This window comes from Streptomyces sp. NPDC051940 (assembly GCF_040680895.1).
Lineage (GTDB): Bacteria > Actinomycetota > Actinomycetes > Streptomycetales > Streptomycetaceae > Streptomyces.
On sequence record NZ_JBFAXR010000001.1, the window covers coordinates 24,885 to 40,413 of the forward strand.

Sequence of the window (15,529 nt, forward strand, 5' to 3'; positions counted from 1 at the left end):
CACCTGTCACAGGGCGTCGAACAGACGTCACGCGACCGCTGGGGCAAAGCGGTCACATGGCGCATTCCTCCGTGTCCACCTCGCGGGTCGCCGTACGGCCCCGCTGGACGTCCGCACGCACCTCGTCGACGGTCAGGGCGTAGCCCGTGTCGTCGTTGTCGAGGGACTTCGCGAAGATCACGCCGGACACCTCGCCGCGCGGAGTGAGCAGCGGGCCGCCGGAGTTGCCCTGGCGGACCAGGGTGTAGAGCGAGTAGATGTCGCGCGAGACCGTGCCCCGCCGGTAGATGTCCGGTCCGCCGGCCTGGATCCGGTCACGGACGCGGGCGGCGCGCACGTCGAAGCCGCCGTTCTCGGGGAAGCCCGCCACGATCGCGTCGTCGCCGGTGCCCGCGTCGGCGTTGGCGAACTTCAGCGCGGGGGCGCGCAGCTGGGGCACCTCGATGACCGCGATGTCCCGCTCCCAGTCGTACAGGACGACCTCGCCCTCGTACACCCGGCCCTCGCCGCCCACCTGTACGGTCGGCTCCTCGACGCCGCCCACCACATGGGCGTTGGTCATGACGCGCTGCGGGGCGAAGACGAAGCCGGTGCCCTCCAGCGTCTTGCCGCAGCTGGGCGCCGAGCCGATCACCTTGACGATGGACTGCTTGGCGCGCGCCACCACCGGGCTGCCCACCAGCGCGGGGTCGGGCGCGGGTACGTCGGTGATGTGCTCGCTGGAGAAGGGCGAGAAGACGGACGGGAAGCCGTTGCGCGCCAGGACGTTGCTGAACTCGCTGAACCAGGTGTCGGCGGACTGCGGCATCACCTCGGCCACCCCGCCCAGCACCTGCGAGCTGCGCACCTGCTTACCCAGCCACTGCGTGGACGTGCCGAGCGCGCTGCCTATCAGCCAGGCGACCAGGAGCATGGCCACCACGTTCACCAGCGCCCCGCCCCCGGCGTCCAGCGAGCGGGCCGGGGACCAGGTGATGTGCCGCCGCAGCTGGTTGCCCAGATGCGTGGTGAAGGCCTGGCCGACGGAGGCGCACACGATCACCAGCATCACCGCGACGACCGTCGCCGTGGGGCCCACCGGCGCGTCGTCCGTGGCGCCGTTCCAGATGACCGGGAGCAGGTAGATGGCGAGCAGGCCACCCCCTATGAAGCCGACCACGGAGAGGATGCCGACGACGAACCCCTGTCGGTAGCCGACCACGGCGAACCACACGGCGGCCGCCAGCAGAAATATGTCGAGCACGTTCACTCAGTTTCGCCTCGCCAAGTCCTCACCCGTCACCCAGGCTGACCTGTCGGTCCGGCTGGGGGTCCGGGGGTCGCCCCCCGGGAAATCGCAGTACGCGAGCCACCGTCTCATGCGCGCCAGTCCAGGGGCACCTGCCGGGAGGTGTCCCATCTCTCTTCCCAGCCGCAGTGGTGCAGGATCCGGTCGATCACCCCGGCGGTGAACCCCCACACGAGCGCGCCGTCCACCTCGAACGCGGGCCCGCGATGCCCGCTGGGATGCACCGTTGTGGCCCGGTTGTCCGGATTCGTCAGGTCGGCGATGGGGACCGTGAAGGCGCGGGCCGTCTCCCTCGGGTCGACCGCACGCACCGGGGTCGGCTCGCGCCACCAGCCCAGCACGGGCGTGACGACGAAACCGCTCACGGGGATGTAGAGCCTCGGCAGTACGCCGAAGAGCTGCACGCCCGCCGGATCGAGCCCGGTCTCCTCCTCGGCTTCGCGCAGCGCGGCGCGCAGCGGGCCGTCGCCCTCGGGGTCGCCGTCCTCCGGGTCGAGGGCGCCGCCGGGGAAGGAGGGCTGGCCGGCGTGCGAGCGCAGACTGCCGGCCCGCTCGATGAGCAGCAGCTCGGGACCCTCCGGGCCCTCCCCGAACAGGACGAGCACGGCAGACGGCCGCCCGCCGCGCTCCGGCGGCAGGAAGCGGCTGAGCTGCTCGGGACGGAGCGTACGGACGGCCTCGACCACCGGGTCGAGCCAGGCCGGCAGTCCGTCGGCGCTGAGAGCGACCGTCGGGTGGGCGTGGGTCACGAAGCCGCCCCCGGCAGCGGGGGCGCGGCCCTGCCCGGGTAGTCGGGCGGGGGCTTCAGCCGCTGGCCGGGCAGCCCGCCCTTCTCGTACTTCAGCAGCTTCTCCGCCTTCGCCGGGTCCGTCTCGCCCACGCCGTACGAGGGGCACAGCGCCGCGATCGGGCAGGCGCCGCAGGCGGGCTTGCGGGCGTGGCAGATCCGGCGGCCGTGGAAGATCACCCGGTGCGAGAGGTCCGTCCACTCCTTCTTCGGGAACATCTCCGCGACCGCGGCCTCGATCTTGTCCGGGTCGGTCTCCTCGGTCCAGTGCCACCGGTCGCGCACCAGGCGCTGGAAGTGGGTGTCGACCGTGATGCCGGGGACGCCGAAGGCGTTGCCGAGGACGACGTTCGCCGTCTTGCGGCCGACGCCGGGGAGCGTCACGAGGTCCTTCAGCCGGCCGGGCACCTCGCCGCCGAAGCGGTCGCGCAGCGCGGTGGACAGACCCATGATCGACTTGGTCTTGGCGCGGAAGAAGCCCGTCGGGCGGATCAGCTCCTCGACCGCCTCCGGGTTCGCCGCGGCCAGGTCCTCGGGGGTCGGGTACTTGGCGAAGAGCGCCGGGGTCGTCTGGTTCACCCGCAGGTCCGTGGTCTGCGCGGACAGGACCGTGGCGACGAGCAGCTGGAAGGGGTCGTCGAAGTCCAGCTCGGGATGGGCGTACGGATACACCTCGCCCAGCTCCCGGTAGATCCGCCGCGCCTGCCGCACCCGGCCCGTGTGGGTGGGCGCCACCTTGGCCCGCTTGATCACCGGCCGGTCCCCGGTCTCACCGCTGTTCGCCATACGGATCAGCCTACGGCCCGCCACTGACGAAGTGCGGGGATTCCGCCCGCCGTCCCACCGGTCAGGGAAAGAGCCGCCCTCACCCGTTCGGCCCACCCTCCGCCGGTCCGACGGGCGTTCACCGCGCCCGCTGCCGACGATGGATGGCAGACGAGATCCGGTGCCGGAGAGAGGACGCCCCGTGGCCCTGCACGAGACCGACCGAGGGGCCTCCGGGCCGTTCGACGACGTGTACACGATGCCGATCAGCGAGCGAACGCTGCCGAAGTTCCGGATGCCCGACGGCCCCGCCGACCCCCGGGCGGTGCACTGGATGATCCGGGACGAGCTGGCCCTCGACGGCAACGCCTCGCAGAACCTGGCGACCTTCTGCACGACCTGGGCCGATATCGAGGTCCACGCGCTGATGGACGAGTGCCTCGGCAAGAACATGGTCGACAAGGACGAGTACCCGCAGACCGCGGAGCTCGAGTCCCGCTGCGTCCACATCCTCGCCGACCTCTGGCACTCCCCCCACGGCCACTCGACGATGGGCTGCTCCACCACCGGCTCCTCCGAGGCCGCGATGCTCGGCGGGCTGGCGCTGAAGTGGCGCTGGCGCGAGCGCCGCCGGGCCGAGGGCAAGCCGGCCGACCGCCCGAACCTGGTGTGCGGACCGGTCCAGGTCTGCTGGGAGAAGTTCGCCCGCTACTTCGACGTCGAGCTGCGCCAGGTCCCGCTGGAGCCGGGCGCCACCGGGCTGCGCCCGAACCAGCTGCGCCAGTACGTCGACGAGAACACGATCGGCGTCGTGGCGATCCTCGGCGTCACGTACACCTGCGACTACGAGCCGGTGAAGGAGATCGCCGCCGAGCTCGACGCCATCCAGGCGGACACCGGACTCGACATCCCCGTGCACGTGGACGCGGCCAGCGGCGGCTTCATCGCGCCCTTCCTCCACCCCGAGGTGGAATGGGACTTCCGGCTCGAGCGGGTGGCCTCGATCAACGCCTCCGGCCACAAGTACGGCATGGCCCCGCTCGGCGTCGGCTGGGCGGTGTGGCGGTCGGCCGACCTGCTCCCCGAGGACCTGGTCTTCCGGGTCAGCTACCTCGGCGGCGACATGCCCACCTTCGCCCTCAACTTCTCCCGCCCCGGCGGCGAGATCGTGGCCCAGTACTACAACCTCCTGCGCCTGGGCCGCGACGGCTACCGCCGCGTCCACCAGGCCGCCGCCGACACCGCCCAGGCGCTGGGCGCGGACATCGCCGCGATGGGCCCGTTCACGCTGCTGTACGACGGGCGCGGCGGGCTGCCGGCCGTGTCGTACACGCTCACCGACCCGGCGAACGCCGGCTTCTCCCTGTACGACCTCTCCGACCAGCTGCGCCGCCGCGGCTGGCAGGTGCCGTCGTACCCGCTGCCGCCGGAGCGCGAGGAGACCGTCATCCAGCGGGTGCTGGTCCGGCACGGCATCAGCCACGACAAGATCTCGCTGCTGGCCCGCGACATCCGCGACGCCGTCGACCGGCTGGCCAAGGGCGTCGGCACGGGCACACCGGAGCAGCCCGGGTTCCACCACTGACGCCCCGGGAGGCGCGGACCATGAGCGACGGTCCCGGAACGCGGACGACGTTCCTCGACGAGGTCAGGGACGCGGTCCGGCCGCGGTCCGCCCTGCTGGTGCTGGGCGTACTGGCGCTGGGTGTGCTGTTCATCGCCTCGTACGCCGGGGCCTTCCACGACCCGAAGCCCAAGGACGTCGCCTTCGGCGTCGTGGCCCCCGCGCAGATCAGCGGTGAGGTGACCGCGCGGCTGGACGGGCTCCCCGGCTCCCCGCTGGACCCGCGGGCGGTGGACTCGGTCGAGGACGCCACCCGGCAGATCGAGAACCGCGAGCTGTACGGGGCGCTGGTCGTCGACCCGCGCGGCACCACGGACCGGCTGCTCGTCGCGACCGGCGGCGGCGAGGCGGTCGCGGACGCGCTGGAACAGGTCGTCGGGAAGGTGGAGGCCGCGGAGGGGCGTACCGCCGAGACCGTGGACGTCGTCCCGGCCTCGAAGGACGACGCACGCGGGCTGTCGGCGTTCTACCTCGTGGTCGGCTGGTGCGTGGGCGGCTACCTCTGCGCGGCGATCCTCGCCATCAGCTACGGCGCCCGGCCGGCCAACCCGCGCCGGGCGGTGCTGCGGCTGACGACGCTGGCCCTGTTCTCGGTGGCGCTGGGGGTGCTGGGCGCCTGGGTCATCGACACCGTCCTCGGCGCACTGCCCGGCGGGATCTCCGGGCTGTGGTGGCTGGGCGCCCTGGTGGCCTTCGCGGCCGGGGCGACGACGTTCGCCTTCCAGGCGGCGCTGGGCATCGTCGGGATCGGGCTGACGGTGCTCGTCATCGTGGTCGCGGGCAATCCCAGCGCGGGCGGGGCCTATCCGTATCCGCTGCTGCCGCCGTTCTGGCGCGACATCGGCCCCGTCCTCATCCCGGGCGCGGGTACATGGTCGGCGCGCTCCCTCGCGTACTTCGACGGCAACGCGATGACCGGCCCGCTCCTCGTGCTGGGCGCGTGGGCGCTGGGCGGCACGGCGCTGACGCTGCTGTTCTCCGCGCTGCGGACCGGGCGGGACGCCGTGGAGGGGAGCGAGGTACGGCAGTAGCCGGTGCGACCATGGCCGGCTGGGTGCGGGAGCGGCACGAGACCGACGCGCTGGCCTCGCTGGGGTTTCCCGCCGTACGACGGGACACGCCGCCCGGCTCGCCGGCGAGGCCGGCGCCGCGTGCCGGGGGCGGACGAGGTACGCGACGCGGTCGCGAAGGCGCTCGGTGCGGCCATGTGAGGGAGCCGCTCGCCATCCGGGTGACGGCTGTTCGCCGAGAGCAGAAACGGACCTTTCAGTCACTCGTTCGGACGCGCTTCCCCCTGTTCCCACCGGCCGGTTGACCACCCGACCGGAGCAACGGCGACGCGCCGCGTTCCCCCCGGTCAGAGCCCAATCCGACCCCTGGCGCACGATCCTGTTCCCCGATACGTCAAACTTGTGATTGATCGCACTGTTTTACTGTCCGGCATCATGGAGACCTCACCGTTCAGTCCAAGGTCGCCTGGGCATGTCGACAAGGAGAGAACTCGTGGACGACGTTCTACGGCGCGCCCCGCTTTTCGCGGCGCTCGATGACGAGCAGGCCGGTGAGCTTCGCGCTTCCATGACGGAGGTGACGCTCGCCCGGGGCGACTCGCTGTTCCACGAGGGTGACCCCGGGGACCGGCTGTACGTCGTCACCGAGGGCAAGGTGAAGCTGCACCGCACCTCCCCCGACGGCCGGGAGAACATGCTGGCCGTCCTCGGCCCCGGCGAGCTCATCGGCGAGCTGTCCCTGTTCGACCCGGGCCCGCGCACGGCCACGGCGACGGCGCTGACCGAGTGCAAGCTGCTGGGCCTCGGCCACGGCGACCTGCAGCCCTGGCTGAACGCCCGCCCCGAGGTGGCCGCGGCCCTGCTGCGCGCGGTGGCCCGCCGGCTGCGCCGTACCAACGACCAGATGTCCGACCTGGTCTTCTCCGACGTCCCGGGCCGTGTCGCCCGCGCCCTGCTCGACCTGTCGCGCCGCTTCGGCGTCCAGGCCGACGAGGGCATCCACGTCGTCCACGACCTCACCCAGGAGGAGCTGGCCCAGCTGGTCGGCGCCTCCCGCGAGACGGTCAACAAGGCCCTCGCGGACTTCGCGTCCCGCGGCTGGCTGCGCCTGGAGGCGCGGGCGGTCATCCTGCTGGACGTCGAGCGGCTCGCGAAGCGGTCCCGCTGAGCACGTCGAACGGGCTCGGTCCGGACGGCTTCCTCGTACGCGAGGGGTCGCTGGACCGGGTCCGTCCGCCTTTCGGGGAGGTCGTCGACGCCGTGCGCCGGGAGGCCACGGCCTTCGACGGCCTGCACAGCGCGTACCTCTACGGCAGCATCCCCCGCGGCGACGCCGTGCCCGGGGTCTCCGACCTCGACGTGCTGCTGGCGCTGCACCACGCTCCGACGGACGCCGACCGCGCGACCGCGCGCGCCATGGAGGCGCGGCTGGACGCGGCGTACCCCCAGATCGACGGGGCGGGCGTGCTGCTCTTCGGCACGGGCATGCTGCTCAGCGAGCTGGAGCGGTACGACATGGGCTGGTTCCTCGCCTGCCTGTGTACGCCGGTGTGGGGACCGGATCTCGGCGGGCGGCTGCCCCGCTACCGGCCCGACTCCCTGCTCGCCCGCGAGACGAACGGCGATCTGGCGCTGGCGCTGCCCGGGTGGGGATGGGGGCACCCCCTGCTCGAGCGAAGCCGAGAGCTTGGGGGAGGCTGGACGCCGCGTCCACCGACGAGGAGCTCCGCGCCCTGAGCCGCGGGGTGTCCCGGCGGCTCGTACGGTCCGGGTTCACGCTCGTGATGCCGCGGTACGGGGGCTGGACCAGCGATCTCGGAAAGTCGGCGGACATCTTCGCCCGGTACTACCCGCGGTGGGGCGCCCTGATGTCCCGCGCCGCCGTCATCGGACGTGAGCCCACCGCCGACCGGGCGGTGCTGGCGGACCTGGTGCACGGGCTGGGGCCGTGGCTCGCGGCGGAGTACACCCGGGTGCACGGGGTGAAGGCGGCGCGGCCGTACTGAGTGCGGGTGGAGGGCGTGTCCCCAACGGCTCGGAGCCGACCGTCAGCCGGGGCGCCTGGCCATGACGACCAGACCGGGCCCGCTGAACTCGTCCGGGGGGAGCCGCAGTTCGGCGACCGGTTCCAGGCCCGCCCGCTCGATCAGGCCGACGAGTCGTTCCGGCCGCCACTGGTGCGTCGTCCAGCGCACGGGCACGCCCCCGTAGGCCTCGGTGCGGATCGCGTCCTCATCGCCGACGTGCGTGCCGGTGATGAAGTGCCCGCCGGGCTTCAGCGCACGTGCGAACAGGGCCAGGACCTGGGGAAGGACGTCCCGGGGGAGGTTGAACAGCGACCACCACCCGAGCACCCCGCCCAGGGACGCCTCACCGAGGTCGAGCTCGGTGGCGGAGGCGACGGAGAAGCGGCACTCCGGATGGAGCCGGCGCGCGTTCTCGATCATGCGGGGAGAGAGATCCACACCGGACACGTCGAGCCCGCGTTCGGCAAGGTAGGCGGTCACCGTGCCGGGCCCGCAGCCGACGTCGAGGACGGGCCCGAGGCCGCACACGGTGTCGGCGAAGGCGTCGATCGACGCCTTGAGCCAGGGATGCCGGCGGATGTCGCCCATACCCGTCGTCACGACCATGTGGGCGTAGTTGTCGGCCACCCGGTCGTAGGAGTCGCGTACGGCGTCGAGATCGGCCGGGCGGTCGACGGGGTGTGCGCGCATCCGCCCACGATAGGGCCGCACGGCCTGGTCCACAGACGGTCGGTGAAGCTTTCCGGTCGGCGTCCTAGATCAGCCCGTGTTCCCGGAGGTACTCCAGCTGCGCCCGTACCGACAGCTCCGCCGCCGGCCACAGGGCCGGGTCGACGTCCGCGTACACATGGGCCACGACCTCCGCCGGCGTGCGGTGGCCGTTCTCCACCGCCGTCTCGACCTGCGCGAGCCGGTTCGCCCGGTGGGCGAGGTAGTACTCCACCGCGCCCTGCGCGTCGCCCAGCACCGGACCGTGGCCGGGGAGCACCGTCGTCACCCCGTCGTCGACCGCGAGCGAGCGCAGCCGGCGCAGGGAGTCCAGGTAGTCGCCGAGGCGGCCGTCGGGGTGGGCCACCACCGTCGTACCGCGGCCGAGGACCGTGTCGCCCGTCAGGACCGCCCGGTCGGCGGCGAGCTGGAAGCACAGGGAGTCGGCGGTGTGGCCGGGCGTCGACACGACGAGCAGCTCCAGCCCGCCGACCCGGACGACGTTCCCCGGCGTCAGCCCCTCGTCGCCGAGACGCAGCGCCGGGTCGAGGGCGCGCACCTTGGTACCCGTCAGCTCCGCGAACCGCGCCGCGCCCTCCGCGTGGTCGGGGTGGCCGTGGGTCAGCAGCGTGAGCGCGACGCGCTTGCCGAGCCGCTCGGCGGTGGCGACGACCTCCGCGAGGTGCCCCTCGTCCTGCGGTCCAGGGTCGATGACGACCGCCAGGTCGGAGTCCGGCTCGGCGACGATCCAGGTGTTCGTGCCGTCCAGCGTCATCGGCGAGGGGTTCGGCGCCAGCACGCAGTACGCCCGGGGGGTGGCCTGTCCGGCGATCTCGCCGCCGCGCGGCCGGCCGGGCAGCATACGGGCGTCCGTCATGAGGGGAGCCTCTTCGTGAACTCGTCGTGCCCCGGCCAGCTGAGCACGAGCTCCCCGCCCACGATCTCCGCCTTCGCGAGGACGGGCGTCAGATCGCGCCCGGGGGCGGCCGCGAGGACCGCGGCGGGGGTGTCGTACGACGTCATGTCCCTGAGCATGGTGATCGTCGGCGGCATCATCAACAACTCGCCCTTGTCGTACCCCTTGCAGGCGTCCGCCGGGCGGGCCCAGACGGTGCGGTCGGCCTCCGTGGAGGCGTTGCGGGTGCGCTGGCCCTCGGGGAGGGCGGCGACGAAGAACCAGGTGTCGTAGCGGCGCTGCTCGAACTCCGGGGTGATCCAGCGGGCCCAGGCGCCCAGCAGGTCGGAGCGCAGCACCAGGCCGCGGCGGGCCAGGAAGTCGGCGAAGGACAGCTCACGGGCCACCAGGGCCGCGCGGTCGGCCTCCCAGTCCTCGCCGGTGGTGTCGTCGACGACCTCGTCCGGGCCCGGGCCGGCGAGCAGGACGCCGGCCTCCTCGAAGGTCTCACGGACCGCGGCGCAGACGACCGCCTGGGCCTCGGCCTCGGTCGCGACGCCCAGCCGCGCGGCCCATACGGCGAGGGTGGGCCCCGCCCAGGCCGCCGGCGGAAGGGGACGCTCGTCGCGGGCGTCGACGGACCCGCCGGGGTAGGCGTACGCGCCGCCCGCGAAGGCCATGGAGGCGCGGCGGCGCAGCATGTAGACGTCGAGCCCGGGGCGCAGCAGCAGCACCGTGGCCGCGCGGCGCGGTTCCACGGGCGTCAGCTCGCCGCGCGCGAGGGCGCGGATACGGTCGGGCCACTCGGGCGGGTACCACTGGCCGGTGGCCGGGTTCTGCGCGTTGGCTGCGTTCGCTGCGTTCGCTGCGTCGGACATGGGCGGATGCTACGTCGTAACGTGTCGATGTTCGAGACCGGACAGCCGGCGGCCCGCCGTCCGGCATTCGGACCCCACCAGGACGCCCCTCCCCCAGGGAGCTTTTCGGTGGGGTCCTCAGCGGAGCGGACTAGTCGCGGACCTCGACCAGGAACTCGATCTCCACCGGCGCGTCGATCGGCAGCACCGCCACGCCGACCGCCGAGCGGGCGTGCACGCCCTTGTCGCCGAAGACCTGGCCGATCAGCTCGCTGGCGCCGTTGACGACGGCCGGCTGGCCGGTGAAGTCCGAGGCGGAGGCGACGAAGCCGACGACCTTCACGACGCGGACCACCTTGTCCAGGTCGCCGACGACGGACTTGATCGCGGCGAGCGCGTTCAGCGCGCACCGGGCGGCCAGGTCCTTGGCCTCCTCCGGCGTGACCTCCGCGCCGACCTTGCCGGTGACGGTCAGCTTGCCGTCGACCATGGGCAGCTGGCCGGCCGTGTAGACGTAGTCGCCGGAGCGCACGGCCGGGGCGTACGACGCCAGCGGCGGTACGACCTCCGGCAGGGTCAGGCCCAGCTCCGCGAGCTTCGACTCGATGGTGCCGCTCACGCCTTCTCCCGCTTCAGGTACGCGACCAGCTGCTCCGGGTTCGGACCGGGCACGACCTGGACGAGCTCCCAGCCGTCCTCGCCCCAGGTGTCCAGAATCTGCTTCGTCGCGTGCACCAGGAGGGGCACCGTCGCGTACTCGAACTTTCTCTGTGACACGTCTTGGCTCCAGGGTTGATGACCGGTTCGACCGTCCGCGTGCGCGGTCCGGTCAGCTGCAGCGCCAACAGTACCCAGCCCCCCGCCGCCGCTCGCTCAGGGCAACTCCGCCATCCGCCGCCGCAGCTCGGCGCGCTCCACGGCGTTGCCGGTCAGCTCCACCGCCGTCGCGTACGCCGCGCGGGCGCCGGGAGCGTCGCCGGCCAGGCGCAGCAGCTCGGCGTGGGCCGCGTGCAGCGGCTGGTAGCGGGCGAGGCGGTCGTCGGTGAGCAGCGGGGCCAGCAGCGCGAGCCCCGCGGCGGGGTCCTCGGCCCGGGCCACGGCGACCGCGCGGTTGATCTCCACCACCGGGGAGGGCGCGAGCCGGGCCAGCGCGGCGTACAGCTCCGCGATCCGCGCCCAGTCGGGCGACGGCGACTCGACGTGCAACGCCGCGATGGCGGCCTGCAGCTGGTACGGGCCGGGCGTGCGCCGGGCCAGGGCCCCCTCCAGCAGGCGCAGCGCCTCGGCGATCCGGGCGGTGTCCCAGCGGGTGCGGTCCTGGCGGTCCAGGGGGACGTAGCGGCCGCGCTCGTCGAGGCGGGCGGGGCGGCGGGCGTCGTGCAGCAGCATCAGCGCCAGCAGGCCGCGTACCTCCGCCTCGTCCGGCATGAGGTCGGCCAGCAGGCGTGTGAGGCGTACGGCCTCGGCGCACAGGTCCGCGCGGACGAGGCTGTCGCCGCCGGCCGCCGCGTAGCCCTCGTTGAAGATCAGGTAGAGGACGGCGAGGACGCCGGCCAGCCGGTTGGGCAGTATGTCGTCGCTCGGCACCCGGTACGGGATGCGGGCCTCGGCGATCTTCCGCTTGGCGCGGGTGATGCGCTGGTACATCGTCGGCTCGCCGACCAGGAACGCGCGGGCGACCTCGGCCGTGGTGAGCCCGCCGAGCGTCTTCAGCGTGAGCGCCACCCGGGCGTCGGGCGCCAGGGCCGGGTGGCAGCAGGTGAAGATCAGGCGGAGCCGGTCGTCGGTGACCGAGCTGTCCGGGGCGTCGGGCCGGTGCTCCTGCGCGTCGAGCCGGGCCAGCTCGGCCAGCCGCCCGGTGCGGTCGGCGACGGCCTGTTCGCGGCGCAGCCGGTCGATGGCCTTGCGGCGGGCGGTCGTCATGATCCAGGCGGCGGGGTTCGCCGGGACGCCGCGGCGGGGCCAGGCCGCTATGGCCGAGGCGAAGGCGTCCTGCAGGGCGTCCTCGGCGAGCTGGAAGTCGCCGAGGTGACGGATGAGGGTGGCGAGGACGGAGCCGCGCTCCCGGCGGAAGACGGCTTCGGCGGCGGTGGCGGGGTCGCTCTCGGTATCGGGGTACGGCCCCGGGGCGGCCGGGCCCCCGCCCGGCCGCCCACCGCCGGTGTCCGTCACTTGCCCCAGGCGGGCCGGACCTCGACCGGGCCGTACGCGGCGTTCGGGATCTTCGCGGCCCACGACAGCGCCTCGTCCAGGTCGGCGGCCTCGATCAGGAAGAAGCCGGCGAGGTACTCCTTGGTGTCGGCGAAGGGACCGTCGGTGAGCTGCGGCTCGCCGTCCTTCACCCGCACCGTGGTGGCCGCGTCGGTGCCCGCGAGGCCCGAGTTGGCCAGCAGCACGCCGGACTCGGTGATCTCCTTGTGGAAGGCCTGCCAGGCCGCGCCCACCTCGGCGGGGCTCGGCTCGGCGCCGGGGGTCAGATAGGTGAGCAGGGTGTACTGGGCCATGGTCGTTCTCCGTGCGTCGTACGGGCCGCGCCTTTCGCGGCCTCATCCTTGACGACGCCCCTGGGGCTACGGATTCGACACCTCGACGGGTCACCCCTCAGTGGGATGGGTCACGTGCCGTACGGCCGTGCCGGTCTCCGCCGGGCGGCGCGGGGCCACCGGTTAGTCTCGAAAGGGTGAGGCTCCATGTGGTCAGCGGCAAGGGCGGGACCGGAAAGACCACGGTCGCCGCGGCCCTCGCGCTCGCCCTCGCTCAGGAGGGGCGGCGCACGCTCCTCGTCGAGGTCGAGGGACGCCAGGGCATCGCGCAGCTCTTCGAGACGGAGGCGCTGCCGTACGAGGAACGGCGCATCGCCGTCGCGCCGGGCGGGGGCGAGGTGTACGCCCTGGCCATCGACGCCGAACAGGCGCTCCTCGACTACCTGCAGATGTTCTACAAGCTCGGCGGCGCGGGCCGCGCCCTGCGCAAGCTCGGCGCCATCGACTTCGCCACCACCATCGCGCCCGGCCTGCGCGACGTCCTGCTCACCGGCAAGGCGTGCGAGGCCGTGCGCCGGCGCCGCAAGAGCGGCGGCTTCGTGTACGACGCGGTGGTGATGGACGCCCCGCCCACCGGCCGTATCACCCGCTTCCTCGCCGTCAACGACGAGGTGGCGGGCCTGGCGCGGGTCGGCCCGATACACAACCAGGCGCAGTCCGTGATGCGGGTCATCAAGTCGCGGGAGACCGCGGTGCATCTGGTGACCCTGCTGGAGGAGATGCCGGTCCAGGAGACCGTCGACGGGGTCGCGGAGCTGCGCGCCGCGGGGCTGCCCGTGGGGTCCGTCGTCGTCAACATGGTCCGCCCGGCCCTGATCGGCGAGGACGCGCTCGCGGAGGCCGCCGCCGACCGCGGGGGCGTCGCCCAGGCGCTGGCCCGCGCGGGCCTCGGCGGCGCGAGCCGCGGCGCGAAGGCCGAACGCCTCGTCGCCCCGCTGCTGGAGCAGGCCCGCGACCATGCCGCGCGGCTGGAGCTGGAGCGGGCCGAGCGCGCCGAGATCAGCGCGCTGGGCCTGCCCGTACGGGAGCTGCCGCTGCTGGCGGAGGGGATCGACCTGGCGGGGCTGTACACGCTGGCGGGGGAGCTGAGGAAGCAGTGGGTGGCGGCGTGACTCTCGATTCGGCCCCGCGTCTGGACATCGACGCCCTCATCGACGACCCCGCCACCCGGATCGTCGTCTGCTGCGGCGCCGGCGGCGTCGGCAAGACCACCACGGCCGCCGCCCTGGGGCTGCGCGCCGCCGAACGCGGCCGCCGCGTCGTCGTCCTGACCATCGACCCGGCCCGCCGCCTGGCCCAGTCCATGGGCATCGCCTCGCTGGACAACACCCCGCGTCCGGTGGAGGGCATCGACGGGGACGGCGACGGCGAGCTGCACGCGATGATGCTCGACATGAAGCGCACCTTCGACGAGATCGTCGAGGCGCACGCCGACCCGGAGCGGGCGAAGGCGATCCTGGCGAACCCCTTCTACCAGTCACTGTCCGCGGGCTTCGCCGGTACGCAGGAGTACATGGCGATGGAGAAGCTGGGCCAGCTGCGGGCGCGGGAGGAGTGGGACCTGATCGTCGTCGACACCCCGCCGAGCCGCTCCGCGCTGGACTTCCTCGACGCCCCGAAGCGCCTCGGGTCCTTCCTGGACGGCAAGTTCATCCGGGTGCTGATGGCCCCGGCGCGGGTGGGCGGCCGCGCGGGCATGCGCTTCCTGAACGCCGGGATGTCGATGTTCACCGGCACGCTCAGCAAGCTGCTGGGCGGTGAGCTGCTGAAGGACGTGCAGACCTTCGTGGCCGCCATGGACTCGATGTTCGGCGGCTTCCGCACCCGGGCGGACGCGACGTACCGGCTGCTGCAGGCCCCCGGTACGGCCTTCCTGGTGGTCGCCGCCCCGGAGCGGGACGCGCTGCGGGAGGCCGCGTACTTCGTGGAGCGGCTGAAGGCCGAGCGGATGCCGCTGGCGGGACTGGTGCTCAACCGGGTGCACACCAGCGGGGCGGACCGGCTCAGCGCCGAGCGGGCGCTGGCGGCGGCGGAAAATCTTGACGAACTCGGCATTGTCGATCGCGACGGAGGGAAGGCGTCCTCTCGGACCGCGCACTCTCCCGACACCGGCTCCCCCACCGGCGCCGCGGTCCCAGCAGAACCGTCCACCACTCCCGAATACCCCGTCGGCGCGAGCGCCGAGCGGCTCACGGCCGCGCTGCTGCGGCTGCACGCCGAGCGTATGCAGGTGCTCGCGCGGGAACGCCGTACCCGCGACCGCTTCGCCGCGCTGCACCCCGAGGTGCCCGTCGCGGAGGTCGGCGCGCTGCCCGGCGACGTACACGATCTGGTGGGGTTGCGCGATATCGCGCACCGGCTCGCGGAGGCGCGTGCGGTGTGAGGGGTGTGTGCCGCGGGCGCACGGTGTGCGTCACGGCGGGGGGATGTGCGTGAGGGCGTGTGGACGCGCGTGACGGTGTGTGGATGCGCGTGAGGCGCGTCGGTGCGCACAGGGCGCTCCCGGTTCGGGCACACGCCGTCCTCGGCCCGGGCTGGTCAGGCCCGGGCCCACGAGGTGCACCGCGGCGCAGCCGTCAGCTGGCAGCGGCGGTGGCGAACTCCTCCTCCGCGGGCAACAGCCCCGCGGAGCGCTCGTACTCGAGCTTCGCTGTCTCGAGGAGCCTGCGCCACGAGGTGACGGTCGGGCGCCGGCGCAGCAGGGCACGCCGCTCGCGCTCCGTCATCCCGCCCCAGACACCGAACTCCACCCGGTTGTCGAGAGCGTCGGCGAGGCACTCCGTACGCACCGGACAGCCGGTGCATACTGCCTTCGCCCTGTTCTGTGCCGCGCCCTGGACGAACAGTTCGTCCGGATCACTGGTACGGCACGCTGCCTGTGCACTCCAGTCGGTAACCCAGCTCATGCTGGCGCCGTCCTCTCCCGAATTGAGGCTCCCCCACGGCGGCATCGGCATATTCACCGTTGCCAGTTGAGGACGTTACGGAAGGAAAGGCAGCGCGCAACACCCCCTGCGGGCCCAAT

The 15,529-nt window shown here is 73.2% G+C and carries 18 protein-coding genes; 7 read left to right on the forward strand and 11 right to left on the reverse strand.

What is annotated here, in order from left to right; all coding sequences use genetic code 11:
* Positions 1 to 52 precede the first annotated feature (52 nt).
* The 3 genes from AB0M28_RS00120 to nth form a co-directional block, all read right to left on the reverse strand.
* On the reverse strand, positions 53 to 1,249 hold the full coding sequence (locus AB0M28_RS00120; RefSeq protein ID WP_365395099.1) for a MarP family serine protease: 1,197 nt from the start codon (positions 1,247 to 1,249) through the stop codon (positions 53 to 55).
* Between the two features lie 107 nt (positions 1,250 to 1,356).
* Entirely contained in the window at positions 1,357 to 2,037 is a 681-nt protein-coding gene (locus AB0M28_RS00125; protein ID WP_365395101.1) for a CoA pyrophosphatase, read from the reverse strand.
* Positions 2,034 to 2,861, reverse strand: a complete 828-nt coding sequence (gene nth, locus AB0M28_RS00130) for an endonuclease III (protein WP_365395104.1) — start codon at positions 2,859 to 2,861, stop codon at positions 2,034 to 2,036. The genes AB0M28_RS00125 and nth overlap by 4 nt, the downstream gene beginning before the upstream one ends.
* Before the next feature lie 238 nt (positions 2,862 to 3,099).
* Between nth and AB0M28_RS00135 the strand changes: the two genes are divergently transcribed.
* The 5 genes from AB0M28_RS00135 (at position 3,100) to AB0M28_RS00155 (ending at position 7,480) form a co-directional block, all read left to right on the forward strand.
* Positions 3,100 to 4,425, forward strand: coding sequence for a glutamate decarboxylase (locus tag AB0M28_RS00135; protein WP_365395640.1), 1,326 nt, complete (start codon positions 3,100 to 3,102; stop codon positions 4,423 to 4,425).
* A 20-nt stretch (positions 4,426 to 4,445) separates the two neighbouring features.
* Positions 4,446 to 5,495, forward strand: coding sequence for a DUF3533 domain-containing protein (locus tag AB0M28_RS00140; RefSeq protein WP_365395106.1), 1,050 nt, complete (start codon positions 4,446 to 4,448; stop codon positions 5,493 to 5,495).
* A 472-nt stretch (positions 5,496 to 5,967) separates the two neighbouring features.
* Positions 5,968 to 6,642 (forward strand): Crp/Fnr family transcriptional regulator, encoded by a 675-nt coding sequence (locus AB0M28_RS00145; protein WP_365395109.1) that lies wholly within the window; start codon positions 5,968 to 5,970, stop codon positions 6,640 to 6,642.
* A gap of 92 nt (positions 6,643 to 6,734) precedes the next feature.
* A complete protein-coding gene (locus tag AB0M28_RS00150) occupies positions 6,735 to 7,211 on the forward strand; it encodes a nucleotidyltransferase domain-containing protein (RefSeq protein WP_365395112.1) in 477 nt (158 codons plus the stop codon).
* Between the two features lie 47 nt (positions 7,212 to 7,258).
* On the forward strand, positions 7,259 to 7,480 hold the full coding sequence (locus AB0M28_RS00155; protein ID WP_365395115.1) for a hypothetical protein: 222 nt from the start codon (positions 7,259 to 7,261) through the stop codon (positions 7,478 to 7,480).
* 42 nt (positions 7,481 to 7,522) lie between these two features.
* Here AB0M28_RS00155 and AB0M28_RS00160 read toward each other — a convergent pair whose 3' ends face one another.
* The 7 genes from AB0M28_RS00160 to AB0M28_RS00190 form a co-directional block, all read right to left on the reverse strand.
* Complete coding sequence (locus AB0M28_RS00160) at positions 7,523 to 8,191, reverse strand: class I SAM-dependent methyltransferase (RefSeq protein ID WP_365395118.1); 669 nt, start codon at positions 8,189 to 8,191, stop codon at positions 7,523 to 7,525.
* Between the two features lie 64 nt (positions 8,192 to 8,255).
* Positions 8,256 to 9,086 (reverse strand): MBL fold metallo-hydrolase, encoded by an 831-nt coding sequence (locus AB0M28_RS00165; protein ID WP_365395121.1) that lies wholly within the window; start codon positions 9,084 to 9,086, stop codon positions 8,256 to 8,258.
* Positions 9,083 to 9,982: an NUDIX hydrolase gene (locus AB0M28_RS00170; RefSeq protein WP_365395124.1), complete on the reverse strand. Its 900-nt coding sequence runs from the start codon at positions 9,980 to 9,982 to the stop codon at positions 9,083 to 9,085. The genes AB0M28_RS00165 and AB0M28_RS00170 overlap by 4 nt, the downstream gene beginning before the upstream one ends.
* Positions 9,983 to 10,112: 130 nt before the next feature.
* Positions 10,113 to 10,580 (reverse strand): RidA family protein, encoded by a 468-nt coding sequence (locus AB0M28_RS00175; protein ID WP_365395127.1) that lies wholly within the window; start codon positions 10,578 to 10,580, stop codon positions 10,113 to 10,115.
* A complete protein-coding gene (locus AB0M28_RS00180) occupies positions 10,577 to 10,738 on the reverse strand; it encodes a hypothetical protein (protein WP_365395130.1) in 162 nt (53 codons plus the stop codon). The genes AB0M28_RS00175 and AB0M28_RS00180 overlap by 4 nt, the downstream gene beginning before the upstream one ends.
* A gap of 96 nt (positions 10,739 to 10,834) precedes the next feature.
* Positions 10,835 to 12,133, reverse strand: a complete 1,299-nt coding sequence (locus tag AB0M28_RS00185) for a sigma-70 family RNA polymerase sigma factor (protein WP_365395133.1) — start codon at positions 12,131 to 12,133, stop codon at positions 10,835 to 10,837.
* Entirely contained in the window at positions 12,130 to 12,465 is a 336-nt protein-coding gene (locus AB0M28_RS00190) for a YciI family protein (RefSeq protein WP_365395136.1), read from the reverse strand. Before AB0M28_RS00190 ends, AB0M28_RS00185 begins: the two co-directional genes overlap by 4 nt.
* Positions 12,466 to 12,641: 176 nt before the next feature.
* Here AB0M28_RS00190 and AB0M28_RS00195 point away from each other — a divergent pair, with 176 nt between their 5' ends.
* Both AB0M28_RS00195 and AB0M28_RS00200 read left to right on the forward strand, forming a co-directional pair.
* Positions 12,642 to 13,616, forward strand: coding sequence for an ArsA-related P-loop ATPase (locus tag AB0M28_RS00195; protein WP_365395139.1), 975 nt, complete (start codon positions 12,642 to 12,644; stop codon positions 13,614 to 13,616).
* Positions 13,613 to 14,887, forward strand: coding sequence for an ArsA family ATPase (locus AB0M28_RS00200; RefSeq protein WP_365395142.1), 1,275 nt, complete (start codon positions 13,613 to 13,615; stop codon positions 14,885 to 14,887). Before AB0M28_RS00195 ends, AB0M28_RS00200 begins: the two co-directional genes overlap by 4 nt.
* A gap of 193 nt (positions 14,888 to 15,080) precedes the next feature.
* Here AB0M28_RS00200 and AB0M28_RS00205 read toward each other — a convergent pair whose 3' ends face one another.
* A complete protein-coding gene (locus AB0M28_RS00205; RefSeq protein ID WP_365395145.1) occupies positions 15,081 to 15,410 on the reverse strand; it encodes a WhiB family transcriptional regulator in 330 nt (109 codons plus the stop codon).
* Positions 15,411 to 15,529 lie beyond the last annotated feature (119 nt).